This window comes from Streptomyces sp. NPDC050315 (assembly GCF_040655775.1).
GTDB lineage: Bacteria > Actinomycetota > Actinomycetes > Streptomycetales > Streptomycetaceae > Streptomyces.
The window spans coordinates 1,220,618-1,242,418 of record NZ_JBFAKN010000001.1 but is presented as its reverse complement, the minus strand read 5'-3'; the positions used below and the strand labels follow the sequence as shown (position 1 = coordinate 1,242,418).

Below are 21,801 nucleotides of genomic sequence, written 5' to 3'. Positions count from 1 at the left end.
GAGCTGACCATGCGGATCCTCCTCGATCGCACTGCGTCTGCCTGGCGCTGTTGACTGTTAACACTCAACAGCGAGGTTGATACTGAGTGCCGTGCAGGCGCTTGTCAACGCTTCTGACGGAGACGGGTGGCAGATGGTCGGCGGTCAACTGTTGACAGTAGACTTCGCGAGCCACGCGCTGCCGTACAGCACTGAAGGGGGAAACGGCCGTGACCGTTCCGGCATTGCCGAACCTTGATCGATCGACGTTGCGCGAGCGTGCCCTGGTGGCCCTGCGCACCGCGATCACCACAGGTCAGTACCGCCCGGGGGACCACCTGGGCGAGGTCGAGATCGCCTCCAGCATGTCGGTCAGCCGTGGCACCGTGCGCGAGGCGCTGCGGCATCTGCAGCAGGAAGGGCTGGTCGTGGCCGGCGCCCGTGGCATGTTGCGGGTGCGCGTCCTGTCGCCGCAGGAAGTGCGCGAGCTGTTCCAGGTACGAGAAGCCCTCGAAGGGCTGGCCGTGGCACAGGTCATCGCCTCCCCGGACCGTACGGCAGCGGTGGCGGCACTCCGGGAAGCGTTGCGCCGCCTGGACCGGGCTCTCGAGGTGCAAGGCGACCTCGAAGGCCAGGTGGAAGCCGACCTCGCCTTCCACTTGCTGCTCTGCGAACTGTCGCGGAACTCAATGCTGGTGACGACCTGGCGCCATCTCGAGGGCCCGACGCGCATCGTGGTGATGAGCGCCGCCGGCGAGCAACGAAAGCTCACCATGTCCGCGGCCCATCACGCCCCCATCGTCGACGCCATCGAGCGCGGAGACGCGGACGCCGCAGTGGCCATCCTCCACGAGCACATGAGCAACGCCATTGCCAACCTGCAGGCCCCTGCCGGGGGAGACACGACCTAGGACTCAAAGTTCCGTGTCGCTCCATTGGTCCAGCAGGCTGTCATCGGAGTCCCCGGCGGTTTCGTCCGGGCCGTTGTGCAGGGACTGTTCGGTCCAGATGACCTTGCCGCGGGCGGTGTAGCGGGTGCCCCAGCGCTGGGTGAACCGGGCGACGAGCAACAGCCCGCGGCCGCCCTCATCGGTGGTCTTGGCCCGGCGCAGGTGCGGGGAAGTGCTGGAGCCGTCGGCGACCTCGCAGATCAGGCTGTCGCGGTCGTACAGCAGCCGGAGCCGGATCGGTTCGGCGCCGTACCGGATGGCGTTGGTGACCAGCTCGCTGATCACCAACTCGGTGGCGTAGGAGATCCGGTCCAGGCCCCAGCTCTCCAACTGGCGGAGGGCTTCGGCGCGGACGCGGGAGACGGCGGCGGGATCGGAAGGCACGTCCCAGTCCGCGGCCCGGTCCGGGTCCAGCAGCCGGGTGCGGGCCACGAGCAGGGCAACGTCGTCGCTGGGGCGGGCCGGCAGCACCGCATCGATTACCGCCTGACAGGTTTCCTCCCGGGTACGGTCTGCCGCGTCGGCCAGGGCGGTGCGCAGCAGGTCCAGGCCGGTGTCGATGTCGCGGTGCCGGTCCTCGATGAGCCCGTCGGTGTACAGGACCAGCCGGGAGCCCGCGGGCAGATCCAGTTCGGCGGTCTCGAAGGGCAGGCCGCCGCCCAGGCCCAGCGGCGGGGAGACCGGTACCTCTGGATACTGCACACTGCCGTCCGGATACACCACGGCCGGTCCCAGATGCCCGGCCCGGGCAATCGCGCAGCGTCCGGTGACCGGATCGTAGATCGCATACAGGCAGGTGGCACCGGTGATCCGCCGCGCCTCGCCCTGAACGGCCGCGCCCTCCTCGACGCGGCGCCCCTCGCCATGTGCGGCCTCGCCGTCGTCGATACGCGCGACGAGCTCGTCCAAGTGGCCGAGGAGATCGTCGGGGGACAGGTCCAGGGTCGAGAAGTTGTGCACCGCGGTACGCAGTCGGCCCATCGTGGCCGCGGCGTGCAGGCCGTGCCCGACGACATCACCCACGACCAGGGCAACGCGCGCGCCGGGCAGCGGAATGATGTCGTACCAGTCCCCGCCCACCCCCGCCCGCGCGGGCAGGTAACGGTGCGCCACCTCCAGCGCGGACTGCTCGGGCAGCACGTGCGGCAGCAGACTGCGCTGCAGGGTGACGGCCATGGTGTGCTCGCGGGTGTAGCGGCGGGCGTTGTCGATGGACACCGCGGCGCGCGCGGCCAGCTCCTCGGCGAAGGACAAGTCCTCCTGCTCGAACGGCGCGTTCTCCGAGCGCCAGAAATCGGCCGTCCCCAACACCACTCCGCGCGCCCGCAGTGGTACGGAAATCAGGGAGTGGATGCCGTAGTCCAGGACGCTCTCGGCGAGCTCCGCATTCTGCGCGCGCCAGCCGTCGGAGGCGGCCAGATCGGGTACGAGCACGGCGTGGCCGCCCGCCACGGACGGGATCGGCTCGCCCACCGGGAGGAGCGGTGGGTCGTCGTGGATGCCGCGCAGGGCCGTGCGGCGCATCTCCGTGCTCGCCGCGTCCGGCTCCTCCCCACGTGGCACGGCCTCCAGCAGTTCGACGGTGACGAAGTCGGCGAACAACGGGACCGCCACCTCGGCCAGTTCCTCGGCGGTACGCACCACGTCCAGCGTCGTGCCGATCCGCACCCCGGCGTCGTACAGCAACTGCAGCCGCTCCCGCGCCACCTCGGCCCGCCCGGCCAGCGCCCGCAACTCGGTGGTGTCGCGCAGTGTGACCACGCTGCCCGCCGGGCCACCGTGGCGGTCCACGGGTCGCACGTTCACGGCCAGCAGCCGGTCACCGGCCAGGTGGACTTCGTCGGTGGCCCGGCGGCCGGAGGCCAGCAGCTCGGCGGTGCCGGGTGCCAGGCCGAGGTCGGTGACCTGCCGTTGTTCCGCGTCCGGCGGCAGGTCGAGGAGCCGCCGCGCTTCGTCGTTGGCCAGCAGCAGCCGCCCGTCGCCGACGATCAGTACACCTTCGCGTACCGAGTGCAGCACCGCGTCGTGATGCTCGTACATCCGGGTCATCTCCAGCGGGCCCAGGCCGCGGGTCTGGCGCCGCAACCGCCGGCTGACCAGCGCCGACCCGCCCGCTGCCAGGAGGACCGCGCCACCCGCGGCACCGAGGAGCACCGGCAGCTGCCGCTCCACCTTCTCGTTCACGTCCGCGACCGTGACCGAGGGGGACACCATGCCGGCCACCGAGCCGTCCGGCCGGAAGATCGGCACCACTGACTGGACGACCTGCGCCTCTCCGCCGGGCCTGACGGGCCCCCGGGCGTTCTCAATGATGGTGCGGCCGGCCAGCGACGGTCCGATGGTGCCGATGAATCGCCTGCCGACCTGCTTCGGGTCCGGGTGGGTGTACCGGGTCCCGTCCGTTTTGATCACGACGAGGACGTCGAGCCCCGACCGCTTCCGGATCTCGTCGGTACGCCGCTGCAGCACCGCGTGCGGGTCGGGGCTGTCCAGCGCCGCCGCGGTCCCCGGGGCATTCGCGAACGCCTCGCCGGCGACCAGTACCTCGCTGCGGGCCGCCTCCGTGGCCTGCCGCCTGGCCTGCACGACCAGCAGCGCCGCCGTGACGGCGACGAGCAGTACCACCACCGCCAGCTGCAGGAGAAACACCTGGCCGGCGACGCTCCGCGGGCTCAGCACGGACCATCCGCGCCGCTCCCGTGGCGGACGAGGCCGAGGAGATCGACGCGGCCGACGGGAAGGCGGTACCGCGAACCGGCGGAAGGAACCCTGCATGCCCATGATCCCAGTCTTCCCGACCGCGGCCACCGAACCCGGGCAGCAGGGCCTACCTGCCCGGCGTGGAGGCCAGGTCGATACCGTCCTCGGTCGCCCCGGCCGGTTGCCCGTCGCGGCGCGCGTCCCACGTGGCGAGGTCGACGACCTCGTCGTCCGGGAAGAGGGCGCAGGTCCGGCCGTCGGCCACGAACACACTGCGCGGCGCGGTGTCCAGCACGGACGCGGCGACGAACGTACCGACGATGTGGGTGAAGTCGCAGACCGCGCCGATGCGGAACAGCGACCGGGATTCGTTGGTGACCTCGTCGCCCCCGGCGCGCAGCACGATGCGCTGATCGGCGGCGATGGCGCGAGTGGTGACGGCGACGGCGATGTTCTCCAGTCCGTCCGAGGCGACCGCGGCCAGGGCGCGTGCCCGCCGTACGGAGAGACGTTCCAGCAGGAAGCGGTCGCCGCCGCGGCCGAGAATGACGGGGATGTCGCGGGCGCGGGCCAGTGGCAGGCAGGCGGCCTGGGGATTGCGTTCCACGGCGACCACCTTGACGCCGAGGTTGCGCAGCTGGGCGGAGAGCCGCAGGCCCACCTGGCCCAGGCCGACGACGATGACATGGTCCCGGCGCGGGATGGAGCGGGCGCCGAGGATGCTGGTCATCCGGTGTCCAGTGAACCGGTCGACCACGCTCGCGGTGAAGACGGCGGCCAGGACCAGGACGCCGAGCATGGAGACGGCGGAGAAGATCTTGTACCAGCCCGGACCGTGCTCCGCGTGCGGCGAGGAGCCGACCGTGGTGAGCGTGCGGGCGGCATTCCACGTGGCATCCGGCAAGGGCTCGTGCAGTACGAGGACACCGAGCGTGATGTCCACCGCCAGGGCCAGCAACAGCGCGGTAAAACTCGCGACGAGCACCTTGGCGGACGTACCGAGGGACCGGAACCAGGACGCAACGCCGGACCGCGGCCGGTGGTCCGCACCGGTGGTGAGGGACCGCTTGGGCAGATGCTCGATCGCGGTGGTGACGCCTTCCCGGCGGACGCCGACGACGTCGCTCTCCAGGGGCTGGAGGATGGCGTACTGGGGCGCGAGGCAGCTGGCCAGCAGGCTGGGCACGATGGCATCGGTCATGCTCAGCACGGTGCAGTTGGGCACGGTCCGGCTGACCTCGTCGGCAACGGTGCGGTCGAAGAGAGTCACCACCAGCCGGACGCCGGGCTTGAGGTGTTCGGCCAGCAGCGCGTAGCGCAGGGCGACGATGTCGTCGCGGGAGACGACGGCGATCGCGTCGACGGGGTGCTGCAGCCGCCGGCGCAGGGTGTCGTCGTCGGGGCGCGGCAGCCGGTACGCGGTGCCGCCCCAGCGCTCGACGCACGCGGCGGCCGAGCGGCCCAGGGCTTCGTCGTCCTCAATGATCACAATGCGCTGCCCCGCCGTGGGGGCGTGCAGGCGTGCGTCGGCATGGGGTATCTGTGAGCTCAACCCGTCGGCCTTTCTGCAACGTCGGGGCCCGAGCTGCCCCTGGACTTGGAGGGCCCGGCATTGCCTGGTCGAGGCGGGGCGGGAGTGCCACTGCTCAGCCCGTACGGATCGCGTGCCTCGCCGTCACGTGCCAGAGGGTGCGGCACGGGCCGAGGCGCTGAGCTGAAGTGCTCCTTTTGTAACACGCCCCCGCGGGCGGCCGACTCCGCCGCCTGTCACAAATCTTCCCGCCGGATTGGTACAGATGTAGCAGTTACAGCAAGTCGGCACGCGCGGATGGCGCCGATTTCCGCCCTCATGGGTGAGATGTGTGATTAGCCGGTGAACTTTGGGGAACCAGGAGGCAGGCAAAGCCCGACAAGGTGCGGAGGCGGTATGAACGAGAAGCAATCGTCATCGTCAGGCAGGCTTCCGGGACCGCTTCGCGCGATCTCGTCGAACCTGAGCCATATGCCCGTCGTCAAAGAGGTGACGAAGGCGACCGAAGGCGCGCTGAACGCGGTGGGCATCGTGTCACCGCGCGGGCGACGCGTCGCGGCGTACACCGGTGCCGGGCTGCTCGGCGTGGCCGGTGTCATCGAATGGCCGATCGCGGTGGCCGGCGCGGCTGCCGTGTGGCTGACCCAGCCCCGCCCCGAAGAGGACGGACACCGCGCGGCGCACGACGGCCACGGCCGGCACACACCGGCTGCCAAGACCCAGACGAAGAGCCACGCGAAGACCCCGGCGAAGAGCCAGACCAAGAGCCAGTCGACGAGTCATGCGAAGACCCCGGCGAAGAGCCAGGCGAAGACCACGGCGACGAGCCACTCCCCGAGCAAGACCAAATCCGCGGCCAAGTCCACGGGCAAGGCGACCGGGAAGGCGACGACGAGCGGCGGACGCTCGCGTACCGCATCGGGTACGAAGGCGACGAAGCGGCCCGCATCGCGGGCAAAGGCAACGGCTTCCTGACCGTGCATCTTGTCCAGGGGGCGGTCGGCGGCACGGCGTCCGTACCCGAGGAGACGGGTGACCGTGCGCGTCGGACGTGTGATGAGGGTGGGACATGGTTCTGGGGCTGCTGACCCGTTTGCCCGCGGCCGGACTGGGCGTAGCCCTGTCCGCGCCCGGTTATGTTGCCCGCGGGCTGGAGACCGCGCCCGGTTACGTCGCCCGCGGGCTGGAGGCCGCGCCCGGCTATGTCGCCCGTGGGCTGGAGGCGTGCGCCACGGTGGCCGGGGAGGCCATTGACATCGGCCGGCGTGCCGCGTCGGACGGCGCGGCGGCGGTCGCGGAGACCACGGTCCACGTGGCCCATGTGGCACGCAACGCAATGCCGGGCGGAATGGAGGAATGGCGCGCCGGTACCCGGGTGCACCTGGCGTTGCAACCGTCCTCCGACACCGACGACGCCCGGGTACGGCGTGCGGGCGGAGTGGAAGCGGTGGCCCAGAAGGTGGCCACCGCGCTCGCGGAACGTCCGGACGTACTGCTCGCCTACTGGGACGGCGGCCTCGCGCGGCTGGTGGTCACCGCCTCGCAGGACGCGGCCACCGACCGCGTGGTGAAAAAAGCCAACGCCCTGGCCGAACGGTACGGGCTGACGCATGCGCCGCTGCACGAGTTCGCGCACCCGGAAGGCACCACGGCGGTGCGGGTCGCCGCGACGGCGCTGGCACTGGACGCCGTCGGCGTGGCAGCGGCGACGGCGGCGCGCGCATGGCGCGTACCGCGCTCGTCCCGGGTGGTGACGGCGGGTGTGACGCTGCTGCGGGAGAGCCCGCGTTTCCGCGCACTGCTGAAGAGCCGGTTCGGTGCGGCCGGAGCGGACCTGGCGCTCGCCACGGTGAACGCCGCGGTGCACGGCGCCGGGCAGTCCCCCAGCTCGTTGGTACTGGACGGGATGCTGCGCGCGGGACAGCTCGTGGAGAGCGTGGCGCGGGCGGCCGTCTTCGACGCCGCCCATGACCGGGTGTGCGCGCCGGAACGATGCAGCATGACAACGCGGGAGGTCGCCCGGCCACCGTTGCGTCCGACTCCGGCGCAGGAGTACGCGGCCCATGCCGCCACCGGCAGCATGCTGGGCGCCGCCGCGACCCTGCTGCTCAGGCGGAACCTCAACGAGGCGGCGGAGGCGGTGCTGTCGGGCTCCCCGAAGGCCGCCCGGTACGGGCCGGTGGCCTTCTCCACGGCCCTGGGCAGTGCCCTCGCGCGCGAGGGCGTACTGATCCGAGACCCCGAGCGGCTGAAGCAGTTGCAACTGGTGGACACGGTGGTGTTGCATCCCAGCGCGCTGCGCGGCAGCAGGCGCACGCTCTGCGACGTGCATACCAGTGCGGAGGACTGGGACCACGACCGGCTCTGGCGGGCAGCTGCCGCGGCCCTGAATCCAGAAGGAAGCTACGACGCGGCCGGGGTCGAGCTGCGTCCGGTACCGGGCCAGCCCTCTGCCGAGACGGGCATGATGATCGCCTCCGACGGCGGGCGGGACGTCGGTACGGTGACGATCGGCTGGGAACTCGACCCGCTGACCGAAGCCGTACTGGACGCGGCCCGGCAGGCGGACCAGTACACCATCGTCGTGGACGATCCGTCGCTCGCCGACTTCACGGCCCTGGCCGACGAGGTCGTCTCCGCCGAGCGCCCGCTGGTGGACCACGTACGGAGCCGTCAGGCCGACGGGCACGCGGTGCTGACCGTTGCGCGCGTACCGGCCCCGCACGACGTGACCGACGCGCAGAAGCACCCGAAGGACTACCTGGCGGACCACCCGGAGGACGAAGAGCTGCTGGCCGGGCTGCTGGGCAGTGACGTGGCGGTGGCCCTCATCGACGACGAGAGCGCCGTCGTGTGGGACGCGGACGTGATGGCTTTCGGCGGCCTGAAGGATGTGTGGCGGCTGCTGGTGGCCGTGCCCGCGGCACGGTCCGTGGGCCGGCAGTCGATGATCCTCGCCCGGGCCGGCGCGGCGCTGTCCGGTCTGCTGGTCGCCACCGGCGCCCAACGGCGCGGGCTGGCCTTCCTCACCGGCTCGCAGCACGCCCCGGTCAACGCCGCGGCCATGGGAGCACTCGTGGCGGGATGGCGGGCGGCCGTCGGTGTGGCCGCCGCATCGGCCCCGCAGCCACGGCCCCGCGTACCGTGGCACGCGCTGGAACCCGACGAGGCGGTGGCCCGGCTGGAGAGCAGCCGCCCCGGCGCGCCCACCCCCCTGGCCGGTGCGATGGCGACGACCCGTGCCGTGGCCGCACGGGTGACGGGCCATCCCGTCCTCGCGCCGGCCCGCTGGTCGGTACGGCTCGCCAACGCGGTACGAGCCGAACTGGACGACCCCCTCACCCCCGTACTCGCCGTCGGCGCGGCGGCCTCCGCCATCGTGGGATCGGCCGTCGACGCGACCCTCGTCGTCGGGGCGATGGGCATGAACGCGCTGGTCGGCGGCGTGCAGCGGCAACGCGCCGAACAGGCCCTGACCGCGCTGGCCAGGGGCCAGAAGCGGAAGGCCCGCCGCGCCGCGAGCCGCGCTGACGTTGCGTCGGCCACGACTGACGATGCGTCGGCTGCGACTGACGTGGTGTCGACCACGGTCGACGCGGCACGGCTGGTCCCGGGCGATGTGATCAAACTGGACGTGGGCGATGTCGTCCCCGCCGATGCGCGGCTGCTGGCGCTGAACGGCCTGGAGGTCGACGAGTCCTCGCTGACCGGCGAATCCCTCCCCACCACCAAACAACTCACCGCAACACCGCAGGCAGCCATCCCCGACCGCCGGTGCATGGTCTTCGAGGGCACCACCGTGGTCGCAGGGCAGGCCACCGCCGTAGTGGTGGACACGGGGGAACACACCGAAGCCGGCCGGGCCGTCACACTCGCCTCCCGCACCCCGCCGGCCGCCGGCGTCCAGGGGCGCCTGCAGGAACTCACCCGCAAGGCACTGCCGCTCACCTTCGCGGGCGGCGCCGCGGTCGCCGGGCTCTCCCTGCTCCGGGGCCGTCCGATCCGCCAGGCCATCGGGGGCGGCGTGGCCGTCGCGGTCGCGGCCGTACCCGAGGGACTTCCGCTGGTGGCAACGGTGGCGCAGCTGGCGGCCGCCCGCCGGCTGTCCCGCCGCGGCATTCTGGTACGTACTCCCCGCGCCCTGGAGGCCCTCGGCCGGGTGGACACGGTGTGTTTCGACAAGACCGGCACACTGACCGAGAACCGGCTGCGCGCGGTCCGTGTCGCCACCGCCGACGGGACCGTCTGCCGACCGCAGGACGAGGAAGCCGTCGACGTACTGCGGCTGGCGGGGCGCGCCTGCCCGCCGGAGACCGAGGACACCGCGGGGCGGCAGGCGCACGCCACCGACGAAGCCGTACTGGCCGCCGCCCCCGCCGACCCCGAGTGGACCCCCACAGCCGGCCTCCCCTTCGAAGCCAGCCGCGGCTACACCGCCGCCATCGGCGAGACGGGGAACGGGAGTTGCCTGCTCGTGGTCAAGGGAGCGCCCGAAATCGTGCTGGACGCCTGCGTGGAACTCCCGGCGGAGGCGACCGAGTGGGCCCAGTCCCTCGCCGGTGAGGGACTGCGCGTCCTCGCCGTCGCCACCCGCCGCCTCACCACCGGCCTCGACGCCGACGTACTCGTCAACGAACCACTGGAGAAACTCGAGTTCAAGGGTTTTGTCGCACTCGCCGACGCCCCGCGTCCGGGCTCCGCACCCATGATTCAAGGGCTGCGGGAGGCCGGGGCGAGGCCGGTCATGCTGACCGGTGACCATCCCCATACCGCCCGTGCGGTCGCTCTGGCGCTGGGCTGGCCGGACGACACCAAGGTGGTCACCGGCGAAGAGCTCGCGGCCTCGGACCGGGCGGGCAGTGCCCGTCTGCTGCGGGACGCCGGGGTCGTCGCGCGCGTCGCTCCCGAGCAGAAGCTCCAGGTGGTCGAGGCGTTGCGGGCCGCGGGCAAGGTGGTGGCGATGGTCGGGGACGGTGCCAACGACGCCGCGGCCATCCGGGCGGCGCATGTCGGTGTCGGCCTCGCGGCCCGTGGCTCGGCCGCCGCACGCAACGCCGCCGACCTGGTACTGACCGAACCGGACCTGTCCGTGCTGGTCGACGCCATCACGGAAGGACGGGCCCTTTGGCGCAGCGTCGCGGACGCCATCAGCATCCTGATCGGCGGCAACGCGGGCGAGGTCGGTTTCACCGTGCTCGGCACGCTGTTCTCCGGAGTGTCGCCGCTGTCCACCCGCCAGTTGCTGCTTGTCAACCTGCTGACGGACATGTTCCCCGCGATGGCCGTGGCCGTCACACCCTCGGACGTTCGCAACACGGAGGAGCCCGAGTCCGCCACGGCGGGCAGCGCGCCGGACGGTACGAGTGCGGACGGTACGAGCGCGGTCGGTACCAGTGCCCCGGTCGGTACCACCGCACTGGGGGCGCCGCTGTTGCGTCAGATCCGCCAGCGGGGTGTGGTGACCGCGCTGGGTGCCACCGTCGCCTGGCTGATCGGCCGCTTCACACCGGGCACCGCGCGCCGTACCAGCACCATGGCCCTGTGCGGTGTCGTCGGCGCCCAGCTCACCCAGACCCTGACCGGCCGCCACCGCAGCCCACTGCTGTGGGCGACCACGCTCGGCTCCGCCGCCGCGCTGATGGCCGTCGTACAGACACCCGGCCTCAGCCACTTCTTCGGCTGCACGCCGCTGGGGCCCGTGGCCTTGGCGGGTGTGGCCGCCGCCATCGCGACCACCATCGTGGGGCCGCGCGCCATGCCGCCCCTCGAACGCCTCCTCACCCGCGTCCAGACCCAACTGCGCCCGACGGCCCCCGCGCCGTCGTAACCCCTGCAGCACCGCCCCGCTACCGCACCGCTGCACCCTTGTGCCCCGACACCGGTAGTCTCGGCACCTTGCTTGTTACTCATGGTGTTCTTGGTGCGGGAGGGTTTGCGTGCGAGTGTGGCGACGTTGTATGGACGCGGCTGAGGTGCGGGGGAGTGAAGCACGCGCCGACTATGTGAAGGTCGCGCAGTTCATGCAACGCAGGGAGCCGGCCGGGTACGCGGCGGTGCGGCTGCTGACACCTGCGCACTTCCAACCCCATGTGCTGGCCGGTTATGCGTTCGCCTCGTTCACCGACGACCTCTGTGACCACGGCACGGTGTCGGAGAGGATGCGGCGCTTCGACGCCTGGGCACGCCAGATCCGGGCAGCGTTGGATTCCGGTACCGCCCGGCACCCCCTCCTGCGCGCATTCCTGTACACATCATCACTGCGTGACCTGCCCCGCCACTGGATCGAGTCCTACCTGGACGGCGCGCGCATCGACCTGGACTTCCCGGGGTTCGCCACGGAGGCCGACTACCAGGCGTACGTGGACCAGCTCACCTGGCCCTTCCTCATGATCACGACGGGACTGGCCCAGCAGGGCGGCGGCAGCCCCGAATTCGCGCAGAGCTGCCGACTGGTCGCCGACGCGGGCCAGCGCACCGACATCCTGACGGACCTGGCCGAGGACCTGCGGGACGGGCGCCTCTACCTGCCCCTCGACGCACTCGCGCAGCACGGTGTCGACCGCGCCGACCTCGCCGCGGGGCGCAACGTCCCCGGCGTCCGAACGCTGCTCTCCGAAGCCGCCGACAAGGCCCACGCCACACTCCGCGAGGCGTCCCGCCTCCTGGACGAACTCCCCGATGAGTACGGCCCGTTGATGCGCTTCGTACTGGACCTGCACCACCAGCGTCTGCAAACGGTGGTGACCATGGGCCCGGCCGTCACCCGCCGACCGGCCCGCGACAACCCACTGACCTGCCTGCGCCTACTGGCCAGGGCCCGCCGCCCGCGCGGTACCGGACGGCCGGCGCCGCAGCCCCGACCGTCTGCAGGCAACGCGGCAGACGCCGAACGCATCGTGGCCTGATCTCAGAGGCAAAATGGAGTGGCGTGTGCTGGTGTTCTGTTGCTTGGATGCCCGGCGTGACTTCTGCCGATTTTGACGAGCACCGTGAGCGGGCATTGCTGGACCGGATCGAGGAGTACTACGACGCGGTGCCACGCCATGGCGCCCGCGTCGAGGATTACGGGCCGCTCACCCTGTTCGTACGGGAGGGCCAGGGGTGGCCGTTCTACGCACGTCCCGCACGTGGGTCTTCCGCACGGCCGGATGTCAGCGACGTGCGCAAGGTGCGCGCCCGCCAGCGGGAGTTGGGGATTCCGGAGAGTTTTGAATGGGTCGCCGAGACCACGCCCGCGCTGCGTGCGGCGGTCGAGGAGTCGGGACTCGTGGTCCATGAACACCCGCTGATGGTGCTCGATTCCGGCGACGGCGACGGCAACGGCAATGTCAGCGGCAGCGGCAGCGACGGTATATCGGTGCGGACAGTGGATGCGGACGATCCCGTGCTGGCCAGTGCCCTGGCCGTTCCTCATCTCGCCTTCGCCGAGCCGGGAACGCGCGTCGGGCTCGCGGGAACGCCGCAATTGGCGGAGGCGGCCGAGGCCTGTGTCCGCGATGGGTCGGTCGACCGTGCGAGGGTGCGTATTCGCGCGGGGCTGACGGTGGTCGCCGCGGCTGTCGAGCAGGAGGCGGTGCTGTCCGCGGGCCAGCACCAACCGCTCGCGGGAGTGAGTGAAATCGTTGGGGTCGGGACGCTCCCCGCGGCTCGGCGTCGTGGGCTCGGGCTTGCGGTGACCGCGACGCTGGTGTCCGACGCCCGGTCGCGGGGCGCGGACACCGTCTTTCTGTCGGCGGGTGACGAGGACGTCGCGCGAATCTACGCCCGACTCGGCTTCCGCCGCATCGGCACGGCGCTCATCGCCGAACCCGCTGAATGAGCGCCGAGGAGAACGGAGCGGCGTCCCGGGCTCCGGCGAGCGGGGCCCGGGACGTACGCTGCTGTTTCTTCGTCAGTCGAACTGACCGACCTGGTAGTTGCCGGCGGGCTGCTGGGTGATGACATTCGCGCGGTTGAAGGCGTTGATGATGGCGATGCTGCACACCAGGGCGGCCAGCTGCTCCTCGTCGTAGTACTTGGCGGCGTTCGCCCAGACCTCGTCCGAGACCCCGCCGGCCGCGTCGGCGATGCGGGTGCCCTCCTCCGTCAGCTCCAGCGCGGCGCGCTCCGCGTCGGTGAAGACCGTGGCCTCCCGCCAGGCCGCGACCAGGTTGATGCGTACCGAGGTCTCCCCGGCGGCAGCGGCGTCCTTGGTGTGCATGTCGATGCAGCCGGCACAGCCGTTGATCTGGCTGGCACGCAGCATCATCAGGTGCTGCGTCGCGAGCGGCAGCGACGACTCGGCGAGCGCCTTGCCCGCGGCGACGAAGTGCTTCAGGGCCTTGCCCGCGATCGGGCTGGCCATGAGGTTCAACCGAGCATCCATGGTGGACTCCTGTGCTGTCGGTGTGACTGGTTCACCTCTTGGACGGCTCGCCTCGGCGGGATGTGACATGGGCGGACGTGACGTGCGTCTCACCGCATGTCGGCCGGGCGTTCGCTGCTCTCGAAGGGGAAGCGGCGGCGGAAGTCGTCGGCCGCGTCCTCCAGGGTGCAGAAGCTGACGCCCTCGTGCCCTGAGACGTATTCGATGAAGCGTTCCAGCATCAGCAGGACCTGGGGGCGGCCGCTGACGTCGGGGTGCAGGGTGACGGGTATGACGGCGTAGTCCAGCTCTCGGTGCACCCAGTCGAACTGGTCTCTCCAGTCCTGTTCCAGGGCGCGCGGGCTGACGTAGCCGTGGCTGTTGTGGGAGTGCTTGTTGAACATCATGGGCGGCAGATCGTCGACGTACCAGTTGCCGCAGAACTCCACGAGATCCACCTCGTGACCGTGGACGAGCGGCTTCATCCAGTCCTTGGCGTCCGCGGTGTAGTCGATCTTCGTCCAGCTGTCGCCAACGCGGGCGTAGAAGGGGGTGAAGTCCCGGTAGTTCTGGGAGTGGTCGTAGGAGAAGCCGTACTTGTGGAGCAGGGCCGCGGTGTGGGCGGACATCTCCCACCACGGGGCGACGTAGCCGCGCGGCTTGCGGCCGGTCCACGACTCGATGAGCTCGACGCTCTTGGCGAGGACGTCCTCCTCCTGCTGCGGCGTCATCGCGATGGGGTTCTCGTGCGAGTAGCCGTGCGCGCCGACCTCGTGGCCCGCCGCGACGACCATCTCGGTCTGCTTGGGGAAGGTCTCGATGGAGTGCCCAGGAATGAACCAGGAGGTGCGGATGCCGTAGCGCTCGAAGAGCTTGAGCAGGCGCGGGGTGCCGATCTCACCGGCGAAGACGCCGCGCTGGATGTCGTTCGGGGAGTCCTCGCCCCCGTAGGAGCCGAGCCAGCCGGCGACGGCGTCCACGTCCACGCCGAGTGCGATCTTGATGTCCTTGGTCATGAGTCGTCTTTCGTCCGTTCGAGCAGTGGGTCAGTGGGCGTCGCGGGTGGTCTGCATACAGTCGGGGGCGGACTGCATACGGTCGAGGGCGGTCTGTATGCGGGCGACGGCGTCGGCCACGGCCGCGGTGTCGCCGTCGGTCCAGTCGCGTTCGGCCATGCTGTGTACGGAGATCCAGCCGGCCATCGCGCCGTCGCGCTCCACGGGCGCCAGCAGCTGGGCATTGACCCCGTACACGTCGATGAGCGCCTGCGGCGGATGCGGGTCGGCCCGGAAGTGCGGCTGGACCAGCGGCGCGCGATGGCGCTCCAGCCACTGCACGGTGTTGAGGCGGCGCTGGTCGAGGGAGGCGTCGCGGCGGATGGACCGGATGCCCTCGCCCAGCGCCTCGCCCGCGGTGAGGTCCACATGCAGTCCGTGCGCGGGCAGATCCACCCGGAAGGTGGTGCGATCGGCGCCGGTGGCCGCGAGCAGCTCGGTGAGGGCTTCCTGGAAGCGGGCGCGCAGGCTGCCGGAGCGCAGCAGGTCGCCGTGGCCGGGCAGCGCCGGGTGGGCGCCCGCCAGGTCGAGCGCCTGCCACAGAGTGGCGGCGACCGAGTCGAACACCGGGATGCCCAGGGCGGGTTCGAGATCGGCGGCAGGCCTGGCCCCGTACACATTGGTGCAGACGACGGCGACGGCGTGCGCGTCCGGGGCCGCGGCCTCGATCTGCCGGGCGACCTCGGGCTCCGGGACGCGGGCGAAGGCCTCGTTCTCGCTGATGCCGAGTGGTTCGGCGAGCGTGCAGGCGATGCCTTCCTTGGCGTACGTCTGCACGATCCGCTCGGCGACATCCGCCGTGTACGGCAGGGCGAGCCCGAGGCGGGTCACACCGTACGCGGCACAGGCGTCCAGCAGCGCGAGTGTGGAGGTGGTGGCGGGGACGCCGGTCTCCGCGGTGATCGCCTCGCACAGCGCGCGGTCGCGGTCGACGCCGAGCCAGGAGCCGGAGGTGCCGTTCCAGGCGATGACATCGACGCGCGCGTCGGCGAGCTGCCGGGCCGCGGCGAGCATGGGCGCGGGATCGAACTGGGCGTCGGAGCCCGAGTCGAGGGCGATCCGGGTGACGGGGACGCGCGCGAAGTGCGCGGTGGCCGCGCCGCTGCCGTGCAGCAGATCGTAAGTGACCGGCTCCAGGCAGGTGTTGGAGGACGGGGTGAGCATTCCGATGCGTACCGTGCTCATGCGTTCCGTACTCATCGGACGGCCAGCCTCCTGCTGTAGTCGAGGACGAGGGACGCGGCGGTGAAGAGGATTCCGGCGCCGACGAAGTAGAGGAGCGCCCAGGTGTAGGAGCCGGTGCCGCCGACGATGAAGCCGACGACGATGGGGGTGACGATGCCCGCGATGTTCCCGGCGAGGTTCATCGCACCGCCCACGACACCGGCGTTGGCGCGCCCGCCGAGGATGGACGGCAGTGACCAGAAGAGACCCGCCCAGCGGAGGAAGAACAGCACGCCGGACAGCAGGAGTACGGCGGTCAGCGCGTCGGGGACGAGCACCACACCGAGCAGTCCGGCGACGACCGCGGCCCCGGCGACCCCCATGAGCGTACGCATCACCTTGTTGGCGCCCGCGCCCCTGGAACGCCAGTGGTCGGCGAGCCAGCCGCCGAGGAGTTCGCCGACGAAGCCCGAGCCGAAGATGGCCAGGGTCGACCAGCCGATGGTCTTGATGTCGAAGCCCTTGGACTCCGAGAGGTAGAGCGGGCCCCAGGTGAGCAGGCCGTAGAAGACGCCGTTGAAGCCCATCCAGCCCAGGCACATCGCCCAGAAGGAGCGGTGCTTGAGGTAGGGGCGCAGACCGGTGCGCTCGTCGCTGCCGGGCGCCTCGGCGTCCTCCTCGGCGTGTGCGCGCTCGATGTACGCGGCCTCCGCCTCGTTGACGCCGGGGTGGTCGCGCGGGGTGTTGCGGACGTACCAGTAAGCGAGGAGGCCCACGACCACGGTGGCGACGCCCGCGATGACGAAACTGGTCCGCCAGCTGCCGGTCCAGGCGATGAGGCCGGAGATGATGATACCGCCGAGGGCCGCGCCGAGCGGTGCGCCGCCGTCCAGGAGCACGGCGCCGCGGCCGCGCTCCTTGGCGGGCAGCCACTGGGCGTTGAGCTTGCCGCCGGCCGGCATCACCGGGGCCTCGACGGCGCCGAGCAGCAGCCGGTAGCCGAGCAGCGAACCGGCCCCGGTGGAGGCCGCGGTGACGGCCTGGGCGATGCCCCAGCCGACGCAGGCGCCGGAGGCCATGACGCGCGGGCCGAACCGGTCGATGAGCCAGCCGCCGGGGATCTGCATCAGCGCGTATGTCCAGAAGAACGCGCTCAGCACGAAACCGGTGGTCTCCTTGCTCAGCTTCAGGTCCTCGGTGATGAGGGGGAGGGCCACCGAGACCGAACCACGGTCGATGTAGTTGAGTGCGACGACTGCGAGGAGCAGCAGAAACATCTTCCAGCGGACCCGGGTGGGCCGGCCTTCGCCGGTGTCTCTGCCGGGGGAAACGGCGGCCTGTCCGGCCGCGGGTGAACTCATGGTGGACCCTCGATTCGGCATGGCGGGGTACAGCAGTTCAGGTAGATTCGCCATGCGCACGACCTCGGCGTTCCGCGCTATGGCATACCAAATAATGGGGACGCCGCGGAGGGCCGTCAAGGGTTTGGTATACCGTAATCGGGTCTTCGTGGAGGGGACACATGAGCCGGAACACACCGCAGCCCGCCGCGTCTCTCGCCGGAACGGCGTGGTTGCGCGACCAGGTCTGCGAGGACCTGCGCGACCGCATCATCACCGGACGCCTGGCACCGGGAGACCGGCTCGTCGAACGCGATCTGGCCGAGGAATTCGGCGTCTCCCGGGTGCCCGTGCGCGAGGCGATCCGCATCCTGCTCGGCGAGGGCTTCCTCATCGCCGCCTCGCCGCGCCGCATCGTCGTCAAGAGCCACGACCGCAAGGACGTGGAGAACCTCTTCGACCTGCGCGAGGCGCTGGAGGTCCTTGCCGTCCGACGAGCCGCCGAGCGTGCCGACGCCACCGGGCTCGCAGCCCTGGCCCGACTGCTGGAGAACGCCCGCCGTGCCACCCTCTCCGGCAAGCCGGAACGCATCTCGCGCGCCAACGCCGCGTTCCACCACCAGATCATGGAACTCGCCGACAACGAGCTCCTCGCCACCACCGTGGAGCCCCTTGAGGGCCGGCTGCGCTGGCTCTTCCAGCAGATCGACGAGCCGGGCACGCTGTGGGAGGAGCATCGCCGACTCCACGAGACCATCGCGGCACGCGACGCCGAGGGTGCGGCCGCCGCCGCATTGAGCCATGTACGGCACTACCGGGATGTGGCACTGCGGATGCTGTTCGGGGACGACGGCGGGCCCGGCGACCGCGCCTCTTAGGACAGCTCGAACCCGTGGTAGTGCGCCACCGCCACCCCGTCGCCGATCAGTTTGTACGTGCCGACGCCGCCCGCGAACGGCATGAACACGCGTTGTTTTCCGGGGATGTTGGCGCCCATGTACCAGGACGCGGCCTGTGGCATTACGGTGAGGGCCGCGAGGTCGTTGGTGGTGTTCACCCAGTTGTCCTCGGCGTCGAGTGCCGGCTCCATGCGGCTCAGGCCGTGCTCGCGGAGGTACTCCAGCGCGCGGGTGATCCAGTCGACGTGGTACTCGATCGAGGTCATCATGTTGGACAGCACCGACGGGCTCTGCGGGCCGGTGACCATGAACAGGTTCGGGAAGCCGGCCGACATCAGGCCGAGGTACGTGCGCGGACCGTGGGCCCACTTCTCCCGCAGGGAGCGGTCGTCGCCGCTCCGGATGTCGATGGCGTTCAGCGCGCCGGTCATCGCGTCGAAGCCCGTGGCGAGGATGATCACATCGAATTCGTGCGGGGTGTCGCCCGCGGTGATGCCGCGCTCGGTGATGCGCCTGATCGGCTGCTCGTTGATGTCGACCAGCGACACATTGTCCTGGTTGTAGACCTCGAAGTATCCGGTGTCGACGCACATCCGCTTGCTGGCGATCGGATACGTACGCGGCGACAGCTTCTCCGCCAGCTCCGGGTCCTTGACCCTTTCCCGGATCCGGCCGCGTACGTACTCGGCGGCGGCGTCATTGGCCTTCATGTCCCTGAGGATGTCCTTGAAAGCGCTGGGAAAGCACAGGCCGCCGTCGGCCCAGCGCGCGTCGAACTCGCGCCGCACCTCCTCGGCCTCGGTCTCCGTCAGGGACCGCATACCGCTGTTGCACTGGAATCCGGTACGCGTCATCCGGCTGGCCTCCCGGATTTCGTGGTAGCGCGTTTTCGCGTCGGCCAGCCGCTCGCCGATGGGGCCGTTGTGTGCCGGTACGGCGTAGCTCGGCGTGCGCTGGAAGACCGTGAGTGCGTCGACGACCGGCGCGATCGCGGTGATCGTCTGCAGTCCGGAGGAGCCGGTGCCGATGACGGCGAGGCGCTTGCCGGACAGGTCGACGCCCTCGTGCGGCCAGCGGGACGTCCAGTACACCTCTCCTTTGAAGTCCGCCAGCCCCTCGAACTGCGGCCGGGACGGTACCGAAAGGCAGCCGGTGGCCGCGATCACGTACTGCGCTGTGCGCGACGTGCCGTCGTCGGTGGTCACTGTCCAGCGGCGCGCGTCATCGCTCCAAGTCATTTCCTCGACGCGGCAGTTGAAGGTGATGTGCTTGCGCAGATCGTAGCGATGCGCGACATGCTGGGCGTACGAGAGCAGTTCCGGTTGCGCGGCGTACCGCTCGCTCCAGTTCCAGTCCTGCTCCAGCTCCGGATCGAAGGAGTACGAGTACTCGATCGACTCGATGTCGCAGCGGGCACCCGGGTAACGGTTCCAGTACCAGGTGCCGCCGACGTCCTCGCCGGCTTCTATGACCCGTGTGTCGTAGCCGAGTTGGCGCAGCCGGTGCAGTTGGTACATGCCCGCGAACCCGGCTCCGATGATGATCACGTCGTGGTCAGAGTGGTCAGACATGGAGTACGCCCTCCTTGTCGTACGGCTCGTACGAGGCGATGAAGTCGTTGATGTGGTCCGCGACGAGTCCCATCCCCGCTTCCTGGCCGGGCAGGAGGTTCGCCATCTGGAAGTACGCGTGCATCTGCCCCTTGGCCTCTTCGAGTGTGACCGTTACCCCGGCGGCCTCCAGCGCCTTCGCATACGCGACGCCTTCGTCGTGCAGTGGGTCGTACTCGGCGACGTAGACCAGGGCCGGGGGCAGCCCCGCGTGGCTTTCGGCGCGTAGTGGGGACGCGTCAGGGTTCTTGCGCGCTGCCTCGTCCGCGAGGTAGTGGCTCCAAAACCAGATCATGGTGTCCCGGCTGAGCAGCAGTTGGTTCTCGGGTGCGAGGTAGGAGGGCGTGTTGAGGTCGCAGTCGGTCACGGGATAGACGAGGACCTGGTAGTCGATTTTCGGGCCCGCCTTGTCGCGCGCCCACAGCGTCATCACCGCGCTGATGTTGCCGCCGACGCTGTCCCCGGCGACGATCAGCGGAACACCCTCGGGCGCCAGCTCCGCGGCATGTTCGGCCACCCAGCACAGACCGGCGTAGCTGTCTTCGATTGCGGTCGGGAAGGGGTGCTCGGGGGCCTTGCGGTAATTGATGAGTACCACTGTCGACTGCGTTGTGTTCGCCAGCTGCCGGCCCAGGTGGTCGTACTGCAGGTCGATGTCACCGAGCACCCAGCCGCCGCCGTGGTAGTACACGACGATCGCCTTCGGCTCGCCCTCGGGCTTGAGTATTCGGGTCCTGAACTGCCCGTCCCGGCCCTGGAGTTTGAGATTTTGTACCGATCCGACCTGCGGGCCCGGTCCGCTCAGGCCGGCGAGGATCAGCCCGCTCATCCGGGCGATGGCCGGCGTCGACTCGTGGATCGCCGGGCCCTCGGCCTCGGCCAAGTGGGCGAGCAGGGCCTGGGATGCGGGGTCTAGGGGCATGCCGCCTTCTCTCCTGTGGTGCCGACTTGGGATACCGGCTCGTGATACCGGCTGGTGACGCGGGTGACGCTCCCTGGCAGTCCACGGTATGGACGGGTTCCGCGCACCGGCAGAGCACGGGAGGCCACAACTCGGCCGTTCCGGCCACCGAAGCGGTACGGCCCGATTGACGCCGGATCTCCCGTTGGCGAGACTGGCCAAAGTGACCGAGAGATCCGCGGCTGACGCGTCATCCCAGGCGGCGTCCCGGGTCATCGCGACCACGCGGGATCCATGGGATCACCCGCGCACGATGGTCGGCGTCGCGATCCTGTGTGAGTGGGCCGCTCGGCAAGGAGTCGATGTCGGCGCCCTGTTGCGGGGGTCCCGCATCACCCCGCGGAGCCTCGCCGATCCCGATGAACTGTTGGCAGCACAGCAGGAGATCGCGGTGATCCGCAACCTGCTCGACGCCTTCGACCACCGTCCGGGACTGGGCATCGAGCTCGGCCGGCTCTACCACCTGACGGCGTACGGCTACTTCGGTTATCTGCTCGCGGCGTGCTCGTCGGTGCGGGAGACGATCCGGTACGGCCTGCGGTACGCGCTGCTCACCTTCGCCTTTTCGACGATGACGGCGCAGATCAGGGAGCCGGGGGAGTACGTCCTCGGGATGGAGGCCGACGATGTGCCCGGGGACATCCGGCGCTTCGTCGTCGAGCGGGATGTCGCCGCCATCGTGCAGATCCAACGCGAGGTCTTCCCGGGGCCGAACCGGGTCCCGCTGCGCGAGGTCAGGCTGCCGTTCGAGAGCGATGAGGCCCGGCGGCCACCCGTTTACCAGGACCATTTCCAGGTTCCGGTGCGCTTCGGGCAGCCCCGTGCCGAGTTGGTCTTCGATGAGCGGTACCTCGATCAAGTGCCGCCGATGGCGAACGCACACACCGCGCTGGTCATGATCGAGCAGTGTGAGCGGATCCGGACCGAACGGCTGCACTGCACCGGCGTCTCGGCCCAGGTCCGCGCCCATCTGCGCGGCCTGGACTCGCTCGACATCAGCCTTGAGGGCGTCGCCGAGCGGTTGCACTACGCCCCGCGGACCCTGCGGCGACACCTGGCGAACGAGGGGACGACCTTCCGGGCGATCCTCGACGAGGTGCGCCGTGGCGTCGCCGAGAACCTGCTGCGCGACCCCTCGATCCCGCGGTACGAGATCGCCCGGCTGCTCGGCTACCAGGACTGGTCGAGCTTCCTCCGGGCGCGGCGCCGGTGGCAGGGCGGGGCAACCGCCCGCTGAGATCATCACCAGCCCTTCACTAATCCTTCAC

At 70.4% G+C, this 21,801-nt stretch carries 15 protein-coding genes; 7 read left to right on the top strand and 8 right to left on the bottom strand.

Annotation, left to right across the window (positions count from 1 at the left end; all coding sequences use genetic code 11):
• The first annotated feature begins 209 nt into the window (after window positions 1-209).
• Window positions 210-890 (top strand): GntR family transcriptional regulator, encoded by a 681-nt coding sequence (locus AB0I82_RS05470; protein ID WP_363255748.1) that lies wholly within the window; start codon window positions 210-212, stop codon window positions 888-890.
• A 3-nt stretch (window positions 891-893) separates the two neighbouring features.
• Here the strand turns inward: AB0I82_RS05470 and AB0I82_RS05465 are convergent, their stop codons facing one another.
• Together AB0I82_RS05465 and AB0I82_RS05460 are read right to left on the bottom strand one after the other, a co-directional pair.
• Window positions 894-3,608 carry a SpoIIE family protein phosphatase gene (locus tag AB0I82_RS05465; protein ID WP_363255747.1) on the bottom strand — a complete coding sequence of 905 codons (2,715 nt, stop codon included), beginning with the start codon at window positions 3,606-3,608 and terminating at the stop codon, window positions 894-896.
• Between the two features lie 148 nt (window positions 3,609-3,756).
• Complete coding sequence (locus AB0I82_RS05460; RefSeq protein WP_363255746.1) at window positions 3,757-5,181, bottom strand: NAD-binding protein; 1,425 nt, start codon at window positions 5,179-5,181, stop codon at window positions 3,757-3,759.
• A 375-nt stretch (window positions 5,182-5,556) separates the two neighbouring features.
• Between AB0I82_RS05460 and AB0I82_RS05455 the strand changes: the two genes are divergently transcribed.
• From AB0I82_RS05455 to AB0I82_RS05440, 4 genes are all read left to right on the top strand, one after another.
• On the top strand, window positions 5,557-6,135 hold the full coding sequence (locus tag AB0I82_RS05455; protein WP_363255745.1) for a hypothetical protein: 579 nt from the start codon (window positions 5,557-5,559) through the stop codon (window positions 6,133-6,135).
• 94 nt (window positions 6,136-6,229) lie between these two features.
• On the top strand, window positions 6,230-10,987 hold the full coding sequence (locus AB0I82_RS05450) for a cation-translocating P-type ATPase (protein ID WP_363255744.1): 4,758 nt from the start codon (window positions 6,230-6,232) through the stop codon (window positions 10,985-10,987).
• Between the two features lie 130 nt (window positions 10,988-11,117).
• On the top strand, window positions 11,118-12,065 hold the full coding sequence (locus AB0I82_RS05445; RefSeq protein ID WP_363255743.1) for a squalene/phytoene synthase family protein: 948 nt from the start codon (window positions 11,118-11,120) through the stop codon (window positions 12,063-12,065).
• A 56-nt stretch (window positions 12,066-12,121) separates the two neighbouring features.
• Window positions 12,122-12,979: a GNAT family N-acetyltransferase gene (locus AB0I82_RS05440; RefSeq protein ID WP_363255742.1), complete on the top strand. Its 858-nt coding sequence runs from the start codon at window positions 12,122-12,124 to the stop codon at window positions 12,977-12,979.
• A 72-nt stretch (window positions 12,980-13,051) separates the two neighbouring features.
• Here AB0I82_RS05440 and AB0I82_RS05435 read toward each other — a convergent pair whose 3' ends face one another.
• The 4 genes from AB0I82_RS05435 to AB0I82_RS05420 all read right to left on the bottom strand — a co-directional run bounded on the left by AB0I82_RS05435 (window position 13,052) and on the right by AB0I82_RS05420 (window position 17,084).
• The gene (locus AB0I82_RS05435; protein ID WP_363255741.1) at window positions 13,052-13,525 is read right to left on the bottom strand and encodes a carboxymuconolactone decarboxylase family protein; all 474 of its coding nucleotides are present in this window, start codon (window positions 13,523-13,525) and stop codon (window positions 13,052-13,054) included.
• An 89-nt stretch (window positions 13,526-13,614) separates the two neighbouring features.
• Complete coding sequence (locus tag AB0I82_RS05430; RefSeq protein WP_363255740.1) at window positions 13,615-14,520, bottom strand: polysaccharide deacetylase; 906 nt, start codon at window positions 14,518-14,520, stop codon at window positions 13,615-13,617.
• Window positions 14,521-14,550: 30 nt separating this feature from the next.
• On the bottom strand, window positions 14,551-15,744 hold the full coding sequence (locus AB0I82_RS05425; RefSeq protein ID WP_363255739.1) for a GAF domain-containing protein: 1,194 nt from the start codon (window positions 15,742-15,744) through the stop codon (window positions 14,551-14,553).
• A gap of 11 nt (window positions 15,745-15,755) precedes the next feature.
• Window positions 15,756-17,084: an MFS transporter gene (locus tag AB0I82_RS05420; RefSeq protein WP_363255738.1), complete on the bottom strand. Its 1,329-nt coding sequence runs from the start codon at window positions 17,082-17,084 to the stop codon at window positions 15,756-15,758.
• 161 nt (window positions 17,085-17,245) lie between these two features.
• Here AB0I82_RS05420 and AB0I82_RS05415 point away from each other — a divergent pair, with 161 nt between their 5' ends.
• Complete coding sequence (locus AB0I82_RS05415) at window positions 17,246-17,941, top strand: GntR family transcriptional regulator (RefSeq protein ID WP_363255737.1); 696 nt, start codon at window positions 17,246-17,248, stop codon at window positions 17,939-17,941.
• On the opposite strand, the gene AB0I82_RS05410 is transcribed toward AB0I82_RS05415, so the two are convergent.
• Complete coding sequence (locus AB0I82_RS05410) at window positions 17,938-19,533, bottom strand: NAD(P)/FAD-dependent oxidoreductase (RefSeq protein ID WP_363255736.1); 1,596 nt, start codon at window positions 19,531-19,533, stop codon at window positions 17,938-17,940. The two genes, AB0I82_RS05415 and AB0I82_RS05410, sit on opposite strands and share 4 nt — an antisense overlap.
• Window positions 19,526-20,494: an alpha/beta hydrolase gene (locus AB0I82_RS05405; protein ID WP_363255735.1), complete on the bottom strand. Its 969-nt coding sequence runs from the start codon at window positions 20,492-20,494 to the stop codon at window positions 19,526-19,528. The genes AB0I82_RS05410 and AB0I82_RS05405 overlap by 8 nt, the downstream gene beginning before the upstream one ends.
• An 88-nt stretch (window positions 20,495-20,582) precedes the next feature.
• Between AB0I82_RS05405 and AB0I82_RS05400 the strand changes: the two genes are divergently transcribed.
• Window positions 20,583-21,770, top strand: a complete 1,188-nt coding sequence (locus tag AB0I82_RS05400; RefSeq protein WP_363255734.1) for an AraC family transcriptional regulator ligand-binding domain-containing protein — start codon at window positions 20,583-20,585, stop codon at window positions 21,768-21,770.
• The last annotated feature ends 31 nt before the right edge of the window (window positions 21,771-21,801 follow it).